We start from the raw sequence: 17274 nt of genomic DNA on the forward strand, positions 1-17274 counted from the left end.
GGTTTATTCCGCTGCCGCGGTCTTCTTGGCGGCTGCCTTTTTGGCTGCCGGCTTCTTGGCCGCAGCTTTCTTGGCTGGCGCCTTTTTCGCCGCAGCCTTGGCGGCTGGCTTGGCTTTGGCTGGCGCCGCTGCCTCGTCCGCGCCTGCTTCGCCGCCGGCATCGGCCTTGGCCGCAGTCTTCTTGGCCGCAGCGCCAGGCTTGGCCTTGCGCTCCTCGAACTCGAAGCTGATCTTGCCGTCCTTGCCACGCACCAGGAAGGCCTTGAACGGCCGGCGGGTACGCTGCGAGATAAAGCCCGGCAGCAGGTCGGTCTTGCCCTCGTTGAGCAGCTTGGCCATCTGTTCCGGCAGGATCTCCTGCTGCAGGATGATGCGGCTGGAGCGGAAGTCGCAAGTCTTCGGCTTGGCTACCTGGTTTTCGCAGGAATAGGCCAGGCCCATCTCGTACACATTGCCGGCGCATTTCGGGCACGGGCCGACCGGGGTCTGGCCGGTGAAGTCGACGCCTTCGCCTTCCTCGCCTTCGTCATCGTTCTGGCCGAAATCGAACTCCAGCTTGTGGTTCTTGATCTCGTCGTCCTTGACGATGCGCAGGATGGCTGCGAACGGACGGCCCATCTTGGAGCGGAAGCCTTGCAGCGGGCCGATGGTGCGCTCGCGCAGCAGCTGTTCCACCTCTTCGATTTCGAACTGGCGGCCGCCCGGCACCTTGGTCATCGAGAACTCGCACTTGGTGCAGGCGAAACGGCGGTAGTTTTCCTTGACCACGCCGCCGCAGTTCGGGCACGGCGCCGACAGCGTCGCGTAATCGCCCGGGATGGTGTCGTCGGTGTATTCCTTGGCGCGCTTGACGATGATCTGGGTCATCTGCGCAATCTCGCGCATGAACTCCTCGCGCGAGATCTTGCCCTTCTCCATCTGCGACAGCTTGTATTCCCACTCGCCGGTCAGTTCCGGCGCGGTCAGCTCGTTCACGCCCAGGCCGCGCAGCAGCGTCATGAGCTGGAAGGCTTTCGCCGTCGGCATCAGTTCGCGCCCTTCGCGCAGCAGGTATTTCTCGGTCAGCAGGCCCTCGATGATGGCCGCGCGCGTCGCCGGCGTGCCCAAGCCCTTGCCGGCCATGGCATCGCGCAGCTCGTCGGAATCGACCAGCTTGCCGGCGCCTTCCATGGCCGACAGCAGGGTCGCTTCGGTGTAGCGTGCGGGCGGTTTGGTCGCCAGGCCGTTCGGCGTCACCTTCTCGGTCAGCACCTTCTCACCCTTGGCCACCGCCACCAGGTTGCCGCCGCCTTCCTTGTCGTCGTCGCCTGCGGCATCCTTGCCGTAGATCGCCAGCCAGCCCGGGTTGGTCATCACCTTGCCCTCGGTCTTGAACTGGTGGCCAGCCACTTCGGTGAAGCGGGTGGTGACCAGGAATTCCGCCGCCGGGAAGAACACCGCCATGAAGCGGCGCGTCACCAGGTCGTACAGCTTCTGCTCAGGCTCGCTCAGGCCCTTCGGCTGGATGCCGGTCGGGATGATGGCGAAGTGGTCGCTGATCTTCGTGTTGTCGAAGATGCGCTTGTTCGGCTTGACCCAGCCCTTGTCCAGGATCTGCTTGGCGAACTGGTTGTAGTTGTGGTTTTCCTTGATGACTTCCAGCGTCTGCTTGACGGTTGGCAGGTAGTCTTCCGGCAGGTGGCGCGAATCGGTACGCGGGTAAGTCAGCACCTTGTGCTTTTCGTACAGCGCCTGTGCCAGACCAAGAGTATTCTTTGCGGAGAAACCGAAACGCGAGTTGGCTTCACGCTGCAGCGAGGTCAGGTCGAACAGGCCGGGCGACATCGAGGTGGTCGGCTTGGACTCCTCGGTGACATTGCCCTGCTTGCCCTTGCAGGCCAGCGCGATCGAGTCGGCGGCGGCCTTGCTCCACAGGCGCTCGGCGCGCTTCTCCGGATCGTGCTCGTCCTTCTTGAAATTGGTGTCGAGCCAGCGCCCTTCGTACACGCCGGCGGCGCACACGAACTCGGCGCGCACTTCCCAATAGTCGCGCGAGACGAATTTCTTAATCTTCTCTTCGCGCTCGACCACGATCGACAGGGTCGGCGTCTGCACGCGGCCCACGGTGGTCAGGTAGAAGCCGCCCTCTTTCGAGTTGAAGGCGGTCATGGCGCGGGTGCCGTTGATGCCGATCAGCCAGTCCGCTTCCGAACGGCAGCGCGCCGCATCGGCCAGCGGCAGCATTTCCTCGTCGCTGCGCAGGTGGGTGAAGCCGTCGCGGATCGCGGTCGGCGTCATCGATTGCAGCCACAGGCGCTTGACCGGCTGCTTGGCCTTCGCATTCTGCGCGATCAGGCGGAAGATCAGCTCACCTTCGCGGCCCGCGTCGCATGCGTTAATCAGGGTGGTAACGTCCTTGCGCTTGATCAGCTTGTTCAGCACCTTGAGGCGCGATTCAGTCTTGGCGATCGGGTTCAGCGCGAAGTACGGCGGGATCATCGGCAAATGGGTGAACGTCCATTTGCCGCGCTTGACGTCGTGCTCTTCCGGCACGGCGATTTCCAGCAGGTGACCCACTGCGGAGGACAGCACGTAGTCGTCGGATTCGAAATACTCATCGTGCTTGCTGAAGCCGCCAAGGGCTTTCGCGATGTCGTTCGCGACAGAAGGTTTCTCAGCGATGATGAGGGCTTTACTCATATTTATAGTTCTCGTCGGTGTATGCGGCAGGGCGCATCATACAACATTCGTAAGTAAGCGCAGGCAAAGTGATAGCGCCTGGGCATCATTGCTGCGAATATTATTACGGAAACGGCCGGCGCAGGGCAACGCTGGCAAGAGTGCGCTTAGTGCAACAGGCGTGGCGCCTGGTCTTCCTCGGCGCCGAACAGGTCGTCGAACATCAGGGCGTCCGGCTCCTTGCCCTGGCTCCACAGCAGCATCAGCACAATGATTTTCAGCTTGCCGAGCGAAACCGGCGCCTCGTCCAGCGCCAGGGCGCGTTCGATGACGATTTCACGTTGCAGCGGGGACAGCAGGCCGGCGCTTTCCAGGAACTGGATGAAGCCAATGGCAGGCGCGCCGAGTACATCGAGTTCCTGGCGCACGTAGAAGCGCGTGCCCGTCGAGGCGGCCGTGAGCGACTGCTCGACGCCAGCCATGGCGGCGAGATCGTTCAGCCAGACCAGCGCCTCGGAAATCTCGACGTCGTCGAAGCCGACGGCGGAGAGTTTCTTTGCCAATGCTGCAGGTTCGGGGCAGGCATCGGGGCGGTAATAGGTCTCGTACAGGTAAACCAGGATGTCAAACATGGCGCTACTTTAGCAGCATCTGCGCGCCCGGCACAAGCTTCGCGGCGGTTCAGGGGGCTTTCAGGCGCTGGAAAGCACCGCCCGGCAACCTTTCCACCACACCGGCCAGTTCTAAAGTTAACAAGCTTGCCTGCATATCACTTGGGTCAAGTTGCAACCTTGATGCAAGTTCATCGGCGCCTATCGGATCGTAACCAAGCGCCTTCAGCAAGCCTTGCGCCAGCTCGTCCAGCGCGGTGTCGTCCGCCCCGCCCAGCACGCCGGCCGGCCCCAGGCCGAGGTCTTGCAGCAAATGCCCGGGCGACGCCACCAGGCGGCCGCCGCTGCGGATCAGGTCATGGCAGCCCACCGATTGCGGCGCATGCACCGAGCCGGGCAGCACGAATACTTCGCGTCCCGCCTCCAGCGCCGCATACGCCGTGATCAGCGAGCCCGACTTGACGGCCGCTTCCACCACCAGCGTGGCGCGCGCCATGCCGGCGATGATGCGGTTGCGGATCGGGAAATGCTCGGCGCGCGCGTGCGTGCCCAGCACGAACTCGCTGAGCAGGCAGCCTTCTTCCGCAATGCGGTGCGCCAAAGCGGCGTTGCGGCGCGGGTAGATGCGGTCGATGCCGGTGCCGATCACGGCCACCGTGCTGCCCCGGCCCGCCAGCCCGCCCTCATGCGCGGCGGCATCGATGCCGAGCGCCAGCCCGGACACCACCAGCAAGCCCGCCTGCGACAGCGCTTCGGCGAAATGGCGGGCGTTGGCCTTGCCCTGCGTGGTCGCCTTGCGCGCGCCCACCACCGCCACCGCCTCGCGCTGCAGCAGGCTGGGGTCGCCCTTGGCGTGCAGCAGCAGGGGCGGGTCGGCAATGTGGCGCAGGCAAGGCGGATACGCTGGGTCGCCCAGCAGCACCAAATGGTTGCCGGGATGGCTGGCCCAGTCCAGCGTGGCTTCGGCCAGGCGCAGGAAGCGCTCCGGCATCGGCCCGGCCAGCAGGCGCGCGGCCTGGCGTGAAATGGCCTCGCCACCGCCGCCGTCCTCAAAGCGCGGCAGCCAGTTCCATGGCCGCGCCCTGGACTTGGGCGGCGCCGGGCCGAACGCCACCTCGGTGCCGGGCGTGGCATGCGAACGCGCCGGCGGCTCGGCGTCATTGCGCGCAGGCGGACCGGCCAACAGCAGGTTGGCGGCATTAAAAACAGCGTGGGGAGACTTGTAATACTGGAGCAGCTCGTACGCTGCGTGGCGGCTGACGCCCGGCGAGTTTGCCAGGCGCAGCCATGCTGCCAGGGTATCGATATCCTGGCAGGCGCGGGTGGGGGCGTCCGTGTCCTGCACGGCCATGGGATTTACTCCGCTGTCTTGGCGACATCCCCCACGACGATCGGTTCAGTCACCTGCATGATCAAGCCGTACGACACCTTCTTGAACACGCGGAAGATAAACAAGCTGCCCACACGCTCGTCCGGCAGCTTGACCTGCGGCTTGTTCAATCCGTGCCAGGCTTTCTGGCCGCCCGGATCGACCACCGTCTCACCCCGATGGTACAGCTGCAGCACGGAACCGACATCGAGTCCGTCAAGCTTTCCGCGATTAATGCTGACAACCTGGTTCTGGCCGGCGTGCGTGACACCGCCGTAGATCGCCAGCACGTGGGCATTGATCTCCGTTTCCGGAGGATGCGGCACATAATTTTGCATCGGCATCGGCGGCATCGCCATCAGCATATCGCCCTTGCCCATTTCCTCCTTGGCGCTCTGCACCACGAAGGTATGCACATCGCTGCCGGCCTCGGCCGGCGCTTCGAGCTTCAGGGTGCCCAGGTAGAACGCCTCCTGCGCCACCACAGCCTTGGTGATCGGGTCTTTCAGCGGTTTGCCCGGACGGAACACCTGGAACGAGGTGCCGCCCTTCAGGTCGCCGCGCACATAGGCTTTGTCATCCTTGCCCAGGTAAACCCGGTTGCCGCGCGTGGCGATGATGCGCGGCGCATTCTTCAGTTCATCTTCTTCGATGATCAGCGGCTGGCTCAGGAACGGCTCGATCACGCCGGACGGGATCGATTGCACCGCATCCTTGCCCAGGCCCTGCATGCGCAGCTGCGGCGACAATTGCATGTCGCCGGCGCCGCCGCCGTTGCCGCCGACCTTGGTGCCAAGGCGCAAGCGGCCAGCGGCACGGTCGAACCAGACCACCTGCCCCGGGTAAATCCAGTGCGGGTTGGCAATCTCTTCTTTGTTCATGCCCCAAACCTGCGGCCAGCACCAAGGCTTGTCGAGGAAGGTGCCGGCAATACCCCACAGGGTATCGCCTTTGACGACGGTGTGGCTGTCCGGAGCGTTAGGCTTGAATTCGCAAACGAGCGGTTTGGCCTGTGCCGAGACGGCCGTCACACCGCAAAACAGGGCAGCGGCCAACAGGCGGCTGCTGCTTGTGCTAAAATTTTTCATTGATATATCCGTTAGGTGCGGCAATGACGGAAGGCCTGAAAGGCTTGCCTCACTGAATCAAATTCTGCCCATATTACCCTGATCAAGCAAGGAAATCGTGTCACAGGAGCAACCGTGCACACGTTATATGAGCCGTTTACCGCATATTCGCTGCATAATTATTGTCGTTTGACCAAGATCTGACCCGTGAAACTGAATATTCTCCGCTACCCTGATCCCCGCCTGCACAAGGTCGCCAGACCCGTCGCCGTCTTTGACGAGCGCCTGGCCAAACTGGTGGATGACATGGCGGAAACCATGTACGACGCACCAGGCATCGGCCTGGCTGCCACCCAGGTTGACGTGCACGAGCAGGTGGTCGTGATCGACATTACCGAAGACAAATCCGGCCTGACCGCCTTCATCAACCCGGAAATCCTGTGGTCGAGCGAAGACAAACAGGTGTACGACGAGGGCTGCCTGTCCGTGCCCGGCATCTACGACGGCGTGGAACGCCCGTCCAAGGTGAAAGTGCGCGCCTTCAATGTGAAAGGCGAAGCCTTCGAATTGGAAGCCGACGGCCTGCTGGCAGTCTGCATCCAGCACGAGATGGACCACCTGAAAGGCAAGGTCTTCGTCGAGTACCTGTCCCCCTTGAAACGCAACCGTATCAAGACCAAGCTGCAAAAAGAAGAACGTGGCATGCAGCGCGAAGAAGCCCTGCGCGCCTCTGGCCGCCGTTACTGATACCAGCGGGGGAAGCATGAAAGTGATCTTCGCGGGCACGCCGGAATTCGCGGCCGTCGCCCTCCAGGCCCTGCACGAAGCAGGTTTCGAGATTCCCCTAGTCCTGACCCAGCCCGACCGCCCGGCGGGCCGCGGCATGCAGCTGCAGCCGTCGGCGGTCAAGCAATACGCCGTCCAGCACGGCATTGAAGTGCTGCAGCCGCTGTCGCTGCGCATGGACGCCAAAGACCCGCAGCGCGCCGAGGAAGCGAAAGCCGCCCATGCGCGCCTGCTGGCGACCGACTACGACGTGATGGTGGTGGCCGCCTACGGCCTGATCCTGCCGCGCTCCACGCTCGACATCAAGCCCTGCCTCAATATCCACGGCTCCCTGCTGCCGCGCTGGCGCGGCGCCGCCCCGATCCACCGCGCGATCGAAGCGGGCGACGCCGAGACCGGCGTCACCATCATGCAGATGGAAGAAGGCCTGGACACCGGCCCCATGCTGCTGATCGAACGCACCCCGATCACGCCGCAGGACACCACCGCCACCCTGCACGACAAGCTGGCCGCCATGGGCGCCCAGATGATGGTCAAGGTGCTGCGCAAGATGGAGCAAGGCGTGGTGGAAGCGGTGCCGCAGCCCGAGCAAGGCGTCACCTACGCCAACAAGATCCTGAAGGAAGAAGCGGCGCTCGACTTCAGCCAGAGCGCGCGCGAGATCAGCCGCAAGATCCGCGCCTTCAACCCCTTCCCCGGCGCGCATGGCGATGTCGGCGGCACGGTGGTCAAGCTGTGGGGCGCGGAAGTGCTGGAAGAAAGCAGCAGCGCCGCGCCCGGCCAGGTGATTGCGGCCGACGCCCAGCACGGCATCATTGTCGCCTGCGGCGAAGGCGCGCTGCGCCTGACGCAGCTGCAAAAGCCGGGCGGCAAACGCCTGCCCGCCGCAGAGTTCATCAAAGGCTTCCCGCTCGACGGGCAGCGCTTCCAGTAAATGGACCAACTCGCGGCGCTGCGTGCGCTCCGCCGCGTAGTTGAACTGGGCAGCTTCACGGCTGCCGCCGACGCCCTCGGCATATCTCACACCATCGTCTCGCGCCAGGTGCGCCAGCTCGAAGAGCATCTCGGCGCCCAGCTGCTGAACCGCACCACACGCCGCTTCGCCCTGACCGACGCCGGCCGCGACTACTACGAAGCCGCGCGCCAGGTGCTCGACACCCTGGACGACGCCGACCGCAACATCGGCCGCCACCAGGCCGAACCCACCGGCACCCTGCGCATCAACGCCCCCATGGCCTTCGGCACCATCGAAGTCGCGCAATGGCTGCCCGGCTTCATGGCCAGGTACCCCGGCCTGCAAGTGGACCTGGTGTGCAACGACCGCATGGTGGATCTGATCGAAGACGGCTTCGACGTCGCCCTGCGCCTGGCGCGCGAGCTGCCCGATTCCACGCTGGTGGCGAAGCGCCTCGCCAGCAGCAAGGTGGTGCTGGCCGCCAGCCCTTCCTACCTGCGCCAGCACGACGCCCCCGCCACGCCATCCGACCTGGCGCAGCACAACTGCCTGGTCTACACCGCCGCCGCCCGCCCCAACGAATGGACCCTGGCCGGACCCGACGGCGCCGAACAGACAGTGACCGTGCGCGGCACCCTGCAGGCCAACACCAATATCGCCCTGCGCGCGGCGGCAGTGGCGGGTCTTGGAATCGCCAACGCCGCCGCCTTCATCCTGCGCGAAGAACTGGCGCGCGGCACGCTGGTGGAAGTCCTGCCCGGCTACACCGTAAAGCCGCGCGAGCTGTACGCCCTGTATCCGCAGAACCGCCACCTGTCGCCCAAGGTACGCGCCTTCGTCGACTACGCCGCCAGCGTTTACATCAACATCTTCTGAACCGCGCGGAACTGCTGCGTCAGCCCGCCCCAGCCCCAGGCCGCCGGACGCGCATCATCGATGTGGATATAGCTCACCTCATGCAGCTCGCCCAGCAGGTCCTGCAGATCCTTATAGACCGCCGCGATATAGGCCGCCTTCTCGTTCGCCGTATTGGTTTCATCGGTGATTTTGATATCAAAGAAAAAACTCGACTTCCCCAGTTCCACCAGCGACTCGCCGCCCACGAACCACTGCTCGCGCGGCGTGTAATGGACTGCGATGGCAGTCAGCGCCGGCGCCTTATGCAAGATCGCAGCCGTATGTTTCATCAGGATGTCGCTGACCTTCTTGGCCGGCACTTTGTCTGGGGTGCCGCTGACGGTGATATTCAGGATAGGCATTTTGGATCTCCTTCAAGTAGTGGGTTGATGGAGCCATCTTATAAAGCCCGCCGCCCCTTTGGTAGCAGTCTGTCAACACAAGATTTGTGCCGTTCCAGCACAAATGTCCGTCCTGGGGTCAGGAAGAAAAGTGGACATTTCCCACAAGAAATGTCCACTTTTCTTCCTGACCCCAGGACGGACATTTCGAATAAGCAAATGCCGAATTTGTATCGGTGGGTGGCGGGCCTTCGCGGGGGAAAATGCTGCTTTGCCGTATAATTTCAGGTCCTCGTTGCCAAACCCTTGATTTCAAAATGACTATCCAGACCCGTCCAACTTCCAAGACCGAAGCCCAGCTGCGCGAAATGCTCGCGAAGCGCATCATGTTCCTGGACGGGGCGATGGGTACCATCATCCAGCAGTACAAACTGGATGAGCAGGCTTACCGCGGTGAGCGCTTCAAGGATTTCGCTGCGCCGGAGGGCAGCGGGCATCGCGAACTTTTCGTCAAAGGCAATAACGAGCTGCTGACCCTGACCCAGCCGCATGTGATCCAGGAAATCCATGAGCGCTACCTGGCCGCCGGCGCCGACCTGATTGAAACCAATACCTTCGGCGCCACCTCGATCGCGCAGGACGATTACTTCATGGCCCACCTGGCCTATGAAATGAACGTGGAGGCGGCAAAACTGGCGAAGGCGGCGACCGCCAAGTATTCGACCCCGGACAAGCCGCGCTTCGTCTGCGGCGCGCTGGGCCCGACGCCGAAGACCGCTTCCATTTCGCCGGACGTGAACGATCCGGCGGCGCGTAACGTGACCTTCGACCAGCTGGTGGCGGCCTACTACGAGCAGGTGCGCGGCCTGGTGGACGGCGGCGCCGACGTGCTGCTGGTGGAAACCATCTTCGATACCCTGAACTGCAAGGCGGCGCTGTTCGCCATCGACCAGTACTTCGACGAGCGTCCGGACATCGAGCGCCTGCCGCTGATGATCTCGGGCACCGTGACCGATGCTTCCGGCCGCATCCTGTCCGGCCAGACCGTGCCGGCTTTCTGGAACTCGGTGCGCCACGCCAGGCCGCTGACCATTGGCCTGAACTGCGCGCTGGGTGCGACCCTGATGCGTCCTTACGCCGAGGAGCTGTCGCAGATCGCCGATACCTTCGTCTGCATCTACCCGAACGCCGGCCTGCCCAACCCGATGAGCGATACCGGCTTCGATGAGCTGCCGGAAGACACGTCGCGCCTGCTGCGCGAGTTCGCCGATGCGGGCTTCATCAACGTGGCCGGCGGTTGCTGCGGCACCACGCCCGACCACATCGCGGCGGTCGCGAAACTGCTCTCCACCGCCACGCCGCGCGCCGTGCCGCATGTGCCGGTGGCGCAGCGCCTGTCCGGCCTGGAGCCGTTCACGATCGACGACGATTCGCTGTTCGTCAACGTGGGCGAGCGCACCAATGTGACCGGCTCGAAGGCTTTCGCGCGCATGATCCTGAACGAGCAGTACGACGAGGCGCTGTCCGTGGCGCGCCAGCAGGTGGAGAACGGCGCGCAGATCATCGACATCAATATGGACGAGGCGATGCTGGATTCCCAGGCCGCCATGACCCGCTTCCTGAACCTGATCGCGTCCGAGCCTGACATCTCGCGCGTGCCGATCATGATCGACTCCTCCAAGTGGTCGGTGATCGAGGCGGGCCTGAAGTGCGTGCAGGGCAAGGCCGTGGTGAACTCGATCTCGCTGAAGGAAGGCGAAGACGAATTCATCCGGCAGGCCAAGCTGTGCCGCCGCTACGGCGCCGCCGTGATCGTCATGGCCTTCGACGAAACCGGCCAGGCCGATACCTATGCGCGCAAGATCGAGATCTGCGCCCGCGCCTACAAGGTGCTGACCGAGAAAGTCGGCTTCCCGCCGGAAGACATCATCTTCGACCCGAACATCTTCGCCGTGGCGACCGGCATCGAGGAACACAACAACTATGCGGTGGACTTCATCGAGGCCACGCGCTGGATCAAGAACAACCTGCCGCATGCGAAGATCTCCGGCGGCGTGTCGAACGTGTCCTTCTCCTTCCGCGGCAACGACCCGGCGCGCGAGGCGATCCATACCGTGTTCCTGTACCACGCCATCAAGGCCGGCATGACCATGGGCATCGTCAACGCGGGCATGATCGGCGTCTACGACGACTTGCCGGCCGAGCTGCGCGAGCGCGTGGAAGACGTGGTGCTGAACCGCCGCGAAGACGCCACCGAACGCATGATCGAATTCGCGGCGACGCTGAAGGGCGGTGCCAAGCAGGAGGCGGCCAACCTGGAGTGGCGCAATGCGCCGGTGGAGAAGCGCCTGGCGCATGCGCTGGTGCACGGCATCACCCAGTTCATCACCGAGGACACGGAAGAGATGCGCCAGCAGGTGTTCGCTTCCGGCGGCCGTCCGATCAACGTGATCGAGGGCCCGCTGATGGATGGCATGAACATCGTGGGCGACCTGTTCGGCCAGGGCAAGATGTTCCTGCCGCAGGTGGTGAAGTCTGCGCGCGTGATGAAGCAGGCCGTGGCCCACCTGATCCCGTACATCGAGGAAGAGAAAAAGGCCGAGGAAGCGCGCACCGGCATCGTGGCCAAGCCGAAGGGCAAGATCGTGATCGCCACCGTGAAGGGCGACGTGCACGATATCGGCAAGAACATCGTGTCCGTGGTCCTGCAGTGCAATAACTTTGAAGTGGTGAACATGGGCGTGATGGTGCCGGCATCCGAAATCCTGGCCAAGGCCAAGGCGGAGAACGCGGACATCATCGGCCTGTCCGGCCTGATCACCCCGTCGCTGGAGGAAATGGCGCACGTGGCGAAAGAGATGCAGCGCGACGAGCACTTCCGCATGCTGAAGATCCCGCTGCTGATCGGGGGCGCCACCACCAGCCGTGCCCACACGGCGGTGAAGATCGCCCACAATTACGAAGGCCCGGTGGTGTACGTGCCGGATGCGTCGCGCTCCGTTTCGGTGGCGCAGTCGCTGCTGACGGAAGAGCAGCGCCACAAGTTCGTCGAGGAACTGGACCACGATTACGCCCGCATCCGCGAGCAGCACGCCAACAAGAAGGCGCTGCCGAGCGTGTCGCTGGAGACCGCGCGCGCCAACAAGATGAAGCTGGAGTTCACCCCGGTGCGCCCGAAGTTTGTCGGCCGCCGCGTGTTCAAGAACGTGGACCTGGCGACCATCGCCGAGTACATCGACTGGGGCCCGTTCTTCCAGACCTGGGACCTGGCGGGCCCCTTCCCTGCCATCCTGACCGATGAAGTGGTGGGCGAGGCGGCGACCAAGGTGTTCGAGGAAGGCAAGGCGCTGCTGAAGAAGATCATCGAAGGCCGCTGGCTGACCGCCAACGGCGTGATCGCGCTGCTGCCGGCGAATACGGTCAACGACGACGATATCGAGGTCTATACCGACGAGACGCGCAGCGAAGTGGCCTTCACCTACTACGGCCTGCGCCAGCAGGGCCTGAAGCCGGTGATCGATGGCGTGCAGCGTCCGAACCAGTGCCTGGCGGACTTCATTGCGCCGAAGGATTCGGGCAAGCAGGATTACATCGGCATGTTCGCGGTGACGGCGGGCCTGGGCATCGAGAAGTATGAGAAGCGCTTCGAGGATGCGCATGACGATTATTCGTCGATCATGCTGAAGTCGCTGGCGGACCGCCTGGCGGAGGCCTTTGCGGAGTATATGCACGAGCGTGTGCGTAAGGACCTGTGGGGCTATGCGGCGGACGAGGCGCTGTCCAATGAGCAGCTGATCAAGGAGGAGTACCGCGGTATCCGCCCGGCGCCGGGTTATCCGGCCTGCCCTGAGCATACGGTGAAGAAGGATGTGTTCCGTGTGCTGGCGGCGGAGGAAATCGGGATGGAGCTGACCGAGTCGTTTGCAATGTTCCCGGGCGCGGCGGTGTCGGGCTTCTACTTCGCGCATCCGGAGGCGAAGTATTTCGTGGTTGGTAAGGTTAATGAGGACCAGGTGCTGGATATGGCTGCCCGGCGCGGTGTGGCGAAGGAGCAGCTGGAGCGCTGGTTGGCGCCTAACCTTTGAACCCGGTAAACCTGGGTCAGACCCAAGGGTCTGACCCTTGGGTCTGACCCTGCCTTACCGGGTCTGGGCGCGGAAGCGCCAGATCGCCAGCGCCCCGAACACCGCAGCAAACGCCAGCTGCACGCCCGCAGCCTGCAGCGCCACATCCATCCCCAGACCGCGCCAGGTCATCGCATCCAGCCCATCAACCGCCCAGCGCGTCGGCACGATCAGCGTTGCGCGCTGCATCCAGGCCGGGAACACGAAAGTCGGCACCCATGCCCCGCCCAGCATCACCAGGATCAGGGTCGCGAAAGTCGCCAGCCCGCGCGCCGCCTCCGGCGTCTTGCCGAAAGCCGCGATCAGCAGCCCGAACGCCGCCGTCATCAGCGAGAACGCCACCGCCACCAGCGCGAAGCCGGCGACATTCGTGATCTCCACCTTAAAGATCAGCATGGCGCAGGCAAAGATGGCCACCAGCAGCGCTGCGGCAATCAAGGCCCCCGACAGCGCGCGCGACAGGAGCACCTGCGTCATCGTGATCGGCGCCGCCAGCAGGCGGTTCCAGATCCCCATGCGGCGCGCCAGCAGGATGCCAATGCCCACATCGATCCCCATGAACAGGATGAACTGCACGCCCATGCCGGCGAACGCGTGCGAATAGGCGTTGTACTTCGGCCCCGAGCTGAGCGCCTCGTCCCTGGTGGTGAAGGGCACGGTCAGGTTGCCGCCGCCGCTGGCCACGGTGCGTTCGCTGTCCACCTTGGACGCCTCATGCTCCTGGTACTTCTTCAAGCCGCCCAGCAGGCCAAGCAGCGCGTCCTTGTCGGCGCTGGCTGGCACTTCATCCAGCTGTTTCAGGCTGGCGTCGGTGAACCTGCCGCCGGACGCGCCCATCACCTCCCCGGTCACGCCCTGCATCACGTGCTGCGTCAGCAAGCCCTTCACCATCGCCAGCACGGTGGTCTGCGATGGATCGTAATACAGCGGCAGCTGCGGCTTGCTGCCCGGCTGGAACAGCGACTGGCCGGCGGCATCGCCAAAGCCGGCGGGAATCACCACCGCCACCATCAGCTTGCCGGCGCGGACTTTCTCCTGCGCCTCCTGCAGGCTCAATTCGCTCACCTGCAGCGCCGTATCGGCCTTCAGCGCAGCGCCGATCTTGCGGCCGATGATGCTGCTGTCCTGCTGCACCAGGCCGATTTCCAGTTTGCTGTTGCTGCCGCCGCCGGCGCCACCGAACAGGGAGCCGAAGAAGGCCGCCAGCACGATCGGCATCAGCAGGTTCAGCATCAGCGCGCGCTTGTCGTTCAGGTACAGGACCAGGTCCTTGCGGATCATTGCAAAAATTGCTGTCATGGGGATTCCTTAGTCGCGCAGGCTGCGGCCGGTCAGGGTGAGGAAGATGTCTTCCAGCTTGGTGCGGGCGGTGGAGAAGTGGGCCAGCGCGTGGCCCTGCTCGTCCAGCCAGCGCAGCACGCGCGCGGCATGCGCGCTATCGTGCAGGCTGATGTCGAAATGGGCGCCATTGCGCCGTATGCCCGCCACGCCTGCCTGCGTTGCCAGGGCCGCCACCAGCGACTCGGCGGCCGCCTGCGCCGCCGCCCCCGCGCCGGCGGCCGGATGGCTGGCCGCCAGCTCCACCTGCAGCGCGGCCTGCCCCGGCAAGCGGCGGTACAGCTCCTCCGGCGACGCATCGGCCAGCACCTTGCCATGGTCGATGATCACGATATGGTCGGCCAGGCGCTCCACCTCCTCCATGTAGTGGCTGGTGTAGATCAGCGAGCGGCCCTGCGCCTTCAGCGTTTCCAGCGTCTCGAAAATGGCGTTGCGGCTTTGCGGGTCGACGCCCACGGTCGGCTCGTCCAGGATCAGCAGCTGCGGGTCGTGCAGCAGCGCCGCGCCGATGTTCAGGCGGCGCTTCATGCCACCGGAGAATGTGGACGGCTTGTCGCGCGCGCGGTCCGACAGGCCGACCAGCGCCAGCACTTCTTCCGCGCGCCGCGCCAGCGCGGCCCCGCTCAAGCCGTACAGTGCGCCGAACAGCTTAAGGTTGCCAATGGCCGGCAAGTCCTCATACAGCGCCAGGTCCTGCGGCACCAGGCCCAGTTTGGCCTTGGCGGAGCTGGCGCCCTGCCCGATCGGCATGCCGTCCAGCGTTACGCTGCCGCTGTCGGCGCTGATCAAGCCACAGATCATGCTGACCGTGGTGGATTTTCCCGCGCCGTTCGGCCCCAGCAAACCGACGGTCTGCCCGCGCTGCACCTGGAACGAAACGCCATCGACCGCGCGCCGCTTCCCGAAAGACTTGCATAGTCCACTGACACTTAACACAAACCGCCTCCACAAAAAAAACGGCGCCGCTACTGCGGCGCCGCTGCCGGTGCCCGCGCCATCAAAGCGCGTATCGCACCACGTTGTCACTCCATTCGAATGCCGACATCTCCAGCTCCACCAGCTCCTCGGTCGAGATGGCCAGTTCGGCCAGCGCCGGCAGGATGCTGCTGTCCATGTCCTCCAGCCGCTCGATGCATTCGGCCAGCTTGAGCAGGTCGCCGAAGAAGCCGCCGCGGAACATCAGCGCTTCGCCGACCTCGTCGCCCATCGGGATCTGCGCCAGGATTTCCTTCATCGGAATGCCGAACAGCGTATCCATCAGCGACATGATGCCGACCGTGAAAGCGATGTCGGCCACATGGCGGTGCGCCGGGCGCAGCTTGGTGGCCAGCAGCTCCAGCAGGCGGCCGCGCGTGGTGGCCAGCATGAGCAGCGGCGTCATCGAGTGGCCGCGCTTGCCCGGTTCCGCATACAGCATGATCTGCAGCCAGCGCTGCAGCTGGCGGCGGCCCAGGATATGCACGGCCTGGCTCAGGGAATCGATGCGCTGGCGCGCGCCCACGGCCGGCGTATTCACCAGGCGCAGCAGGTTCAGCGCCAGCGAGACATCCTTCTTGATGGCGCGTTCGATATCGGCGTTGTCGGCTTCCGAGGTGACGAGCGTCATCAGCTCCATCACCGCCATTTGCGACGGCGACAGCTTCTTGCCGCTCATGATGACTGGCTTGGCGAAGTAATAGCCCTGGAAGTAGTCGCAGCCCAGGTCCAGGCAGTTCTTGAATTCGTCGCGGTTTTCGACCTTGCTTGCCACCAGCTTCTTGCCGTCCTGCTTGAAGCGCGACGCCAGCTTGACCAGGCCGTCCAGCGGCAGGTCGCGCATCGAAAGCTTGATGTACTCGACCATCGGCAACAGCGTGGCCAGCTGCGCGGAGTCGGGATTGATCTCGTCCAGCGAGAAGCGGAAGCCATGGCTGACCAGTTCCGACATGCGCGCCACGACGGCGGGCGCCAGCGCAGCCGCGCCGCTCACTTCCAGCACCAGCTTTTCGCGCGGCAGAAAGCCGAAGATATCGCTCAGGATGGCGTCGGCATCAACATTGACGAAGCCGATGGCGTCGCCGATCGTGCGCTCCATGCCCAGTTGCGCGGCATGCGCGACGACTGCGGCGGTGGCGCACAGCGGCGAGGTATTGATGTTGGCGGGCCCGACTGGAGCGTTGCGAAAAAGCAACTCGTAGCCAAACAGGGCCTGGTTCCGGTCCAGGATAGGCTGCCGGCCCAGATAGAATTCGCGCACTTTCAGGCTCTGGGAAGCCGCATCGGTGCTGGAAAGGTCGATCATAGGGAAATTCCTGACGTGTCCTGACATTTTGGCATCAAATCTTTCCCCTGTCTGTCTAAATTTGTTCGAAGTCCCTTTTCTGCGGCAGGCCATCCACAAAGCATTTCATCTCGCCCGGGGTGAAGGCAGTCCATTGCTCATTGGTAGTTAGTGGCTGGGTCACGATCACGGCGACGCGGTCGTTCGGGGTGGTGACCTGGGAAAAGTCCACGCTCAAATCCTCATCGGACAGCTTGGCCTTATCGAACGGGTGCTGGCGCACGATGTAGTGCAGGTGGGTCGAGCAATGCGCGAACAGGGCGCGGCCGTCGGACAGCATCATGTTGAAGGTGCCGTGCGCCGCGATATTGCGCACGGTCTTCTCGATCTGCGCGCGCAGCATCGGCAGCGGCGGGCAGGTATCGCCAAAGCGCTCGCTCAGGTCCTGCAGGATCAGGCAGAAAGCTTGCTCGCTGTCGGTGGTGCCGACCGGGCGGAAAGGCCCGTGCAGCACCGGCGCGAACTCCTTCAGGTCGCCGTTATGCGCGAACACCCAGTAGCGCCCCCACAGCTCGCGCACGAAGGGGTGGCAGTTCTCCAGCATGACCTCGCCCTGCGTGGCCTTGCGGATGTGGGCGATCACGTTCTTCGACTTGATCGGGTAATTCTTGATCAGCTCCGCGATCGGCGAATGGATCGCCGCTTGGTGGTCGACGAAATGGCGCACGCCGGCGCCCTCGAAAAAGGCGATGCCCCAGCCGTCATGGTGGGTGTCTGTCTGGCCGCCGCGCAGGGCAAAGCCGGTGAAACTGAACACAATGTCGGTCGGGACATTGCAGTTCATTGCGAGTAATTGGCACATCCCGCA

General features: G+C 64.0%; 13 protein-coding genes. 4 read left to right on the forward strand and 9 right to left on the reverse strand.

Annotated elements, in window-relative coordinates:
- Window positions 1–3: 3 nt before the first annotated feature.
- The 4 genes from ACE3TQ_RS14600 to ACE3TQ_RS14615 form a co-directional block, all read right to left on the reverse strand.
- Entirely contained in the window at window positions 4–2679 is a 2676-nt protein-coding gene (locus ACE3TQ_RS14600; RefSeq protein ID WP_374583002.1) for a DNA topoisomerase III, read from the reverse strand.
- A 146-nt stretch (window positions 2680–2825) separates the two neighbouring features.
- Complete coding sequence (locus ACE3TQ_RS14605) at window positions 2826–3290, reverse strand: DUF494 family protein (protein ID WP_374583003.1); 465 nt, start codon at window positions 3288–3290, stop codon at window positions 2826–2828.
- Window positions 3291–3339: 49 nt separating this feature from the next.
- Window positions 3340–4620 carry a DNA-processing protein DprA gene (gene dprA / locus ACE3TQ_RS14610; protein ID WP_374583004.1) on the reverse strand — a complete coding sequence of 427 codons (1281 nt, stop codon included), beginning with the start codon at window positions 4618–4620 and terminating at the stop codon, window positions 3340–3342.
- A gap of 5 nt (window positions 4621–4625) precedes the next feature.
- Window positions 4626–5726: a LysM peptidoglycan-binding domain-containing protein gene (locus ACE3TQ_RS14615; RefSeq protein ID WP_374583005.1), complete on the reverse strand. Its 1101-nt coding sequence runs from the start codon at window positions 5724–5726 to the stop codon at window positions 4626–4628.
- 186 nt (window positions 5727–5912) lie between these two features.
- Here ACE3TQ_RS14615 and def point away from each other — a divergent pair, with 186 nt between their 5' ends.
- Genes def through ACE3TQ_RS14630 form a run of 3 tightly spaced genes read left to right on the forward strand, consistent with a single transcriptional unit; the run spans window position 5913 to window position 8322 of the window.
- Entirely contained in the window at window positions 5913–6452 is a 540-nt protein-coding gene (def, locus tag ACE3TQ_RS14620) for a peptide deformylase (RefSeq protein ID WP_374583006.1), read from the forward strand.
- Window positions 6453–6468: 16 nt separating this feature from the next.
- Window positions 6469–7425, forward strand: coding sequence for a methionyl-tRNA formyltransferase (fmt, locus tag ACE3TQ_RS14625; RefSeq protein WP_374583008.1), 957 nt, complete (start codon window positions 6469–6471; stop codon window positions 7423–7425).
- On the forward strand, window positions 7426–8322 hold the full coding sequence (locus ACE3TQ_RS14630; RefSeq protein WP_374583009.1) for a LysR family transcriptional regulator: 897 nt from the start codon (window positions 7426–7428) through the stop codon (window positions 8320–8322).
- Here ACE3TQ_RS14630 and ACE3TQ_RS14635 read toward each other — a convergent pair.
- Window positions 8304–8705 carry a 4-oxalocrotonate tautomerase family protein gene (locus ACE3TQ_RS14635; RefSeq protein ID WP_374583010.1) on the reverse strand — a complete coding sequence of 134 codons (402 nt, stop codon included), beginning with the start codon at window positions 8703–8705 and terminating at the stop codon, window positions 8304–8306. The two genes, ACE3TQ_RS14630 and ACE3TQ_RS14635, sit on opposite strands and share 19 nt — an antisense overlap.
- A 296-nt stretch (window positions 8706–9001) precedes the next feature.
- Between ACE3TQ_RS14635 and metH the strand changes: the two genes are divergently transcribed.
- The gene (gene metH / locus ACE3TQ_RS14640; protein WP_374583012.1) at window positions 9002–12769 is read left to right on the forward strand and encodes a methionine synthase; all 3768 of its coding nucleotides are present in this window, start codon (window positions 9002–9004) and stop codon (window positions 12767–12769) included.
- Window positions 12770–12823: 54 nt separating this feature from the next.
- Here the strand turns inward: metH and ACE3TQ_RS14645 are convergent, their stop codons facing one another.
- The 4 genes from ACE3TQ_RS14645 to ACE3TQ_RS14660 all read right to left on the reverse strand — a co-directional run bounded on the left by ACE3TQ_RS14645 (window position 12824) and on the right by ACE3TQ_RS14660 (window position 17268).
- Window positions 12824–14107: an ABC transporter permease gene (locus ACE3TQ_RS14645; protein WP_374583013.1), complete on the reverse strand. Its 1284-nt coding sequence runs from the start codon at window positions 14105–14107 to the stop codon at window positions 12824–12826.
- A 9-nt stretch (window positions 14108–14116) separates the two neighbouring features.
- Window positions 14117–15082 carry an ATP-binding cassette domain-containing protein gene (locus ACE3TQ_RS14650; RefSeq protein WP_374583014.1) on the reverse strand — a complete coding sequence of 322 codons (966 nt, stop codon included), beginning with the start codon at window positions 15080–15082 and terminating at the stop codon, window positions 14117–14119.
- A 61-nt stretch (window positions 15083–15143) separates the two neighbouring features.
- On the reverse strand, window positions 15144–16427 hold the full coding sequence (locus ACE3TQ_RS14655) for an EAL and HDOD domain-containing protein (RefSeq protein ID WP_374583016.1): 1284 nt from the start codon (window positions 16425–16427) through the stop codon (window positions 15144–15146).
- Between the two features lie 55 nt (window positions 16428–16482).
- Window positions 16483–17268 carry a class II glutamine amidotransferase gene (locus tag ACE3TQ_RS14660; protein ID WP_374583017.1) on the reverse strand — a complete coding sequence of 262 codons (786 nt, stop codon included), beginning with the start codon at window positions 17266–17268 and terminating at the stop codon, window positions 16483–16485.
- Window positions 17269–17274: the final 6 nt, after the last annotated feature.

The organism is Pseudoduganella sp. (assembly GCF_041914865.1).
In the GTDB taxonomy this organism is placed as follows: Bacteria; Pseudomonadota; Gammaproteobacteria; order Burkholderiales; family Burkholderiaceae_D; genus Rugamonas.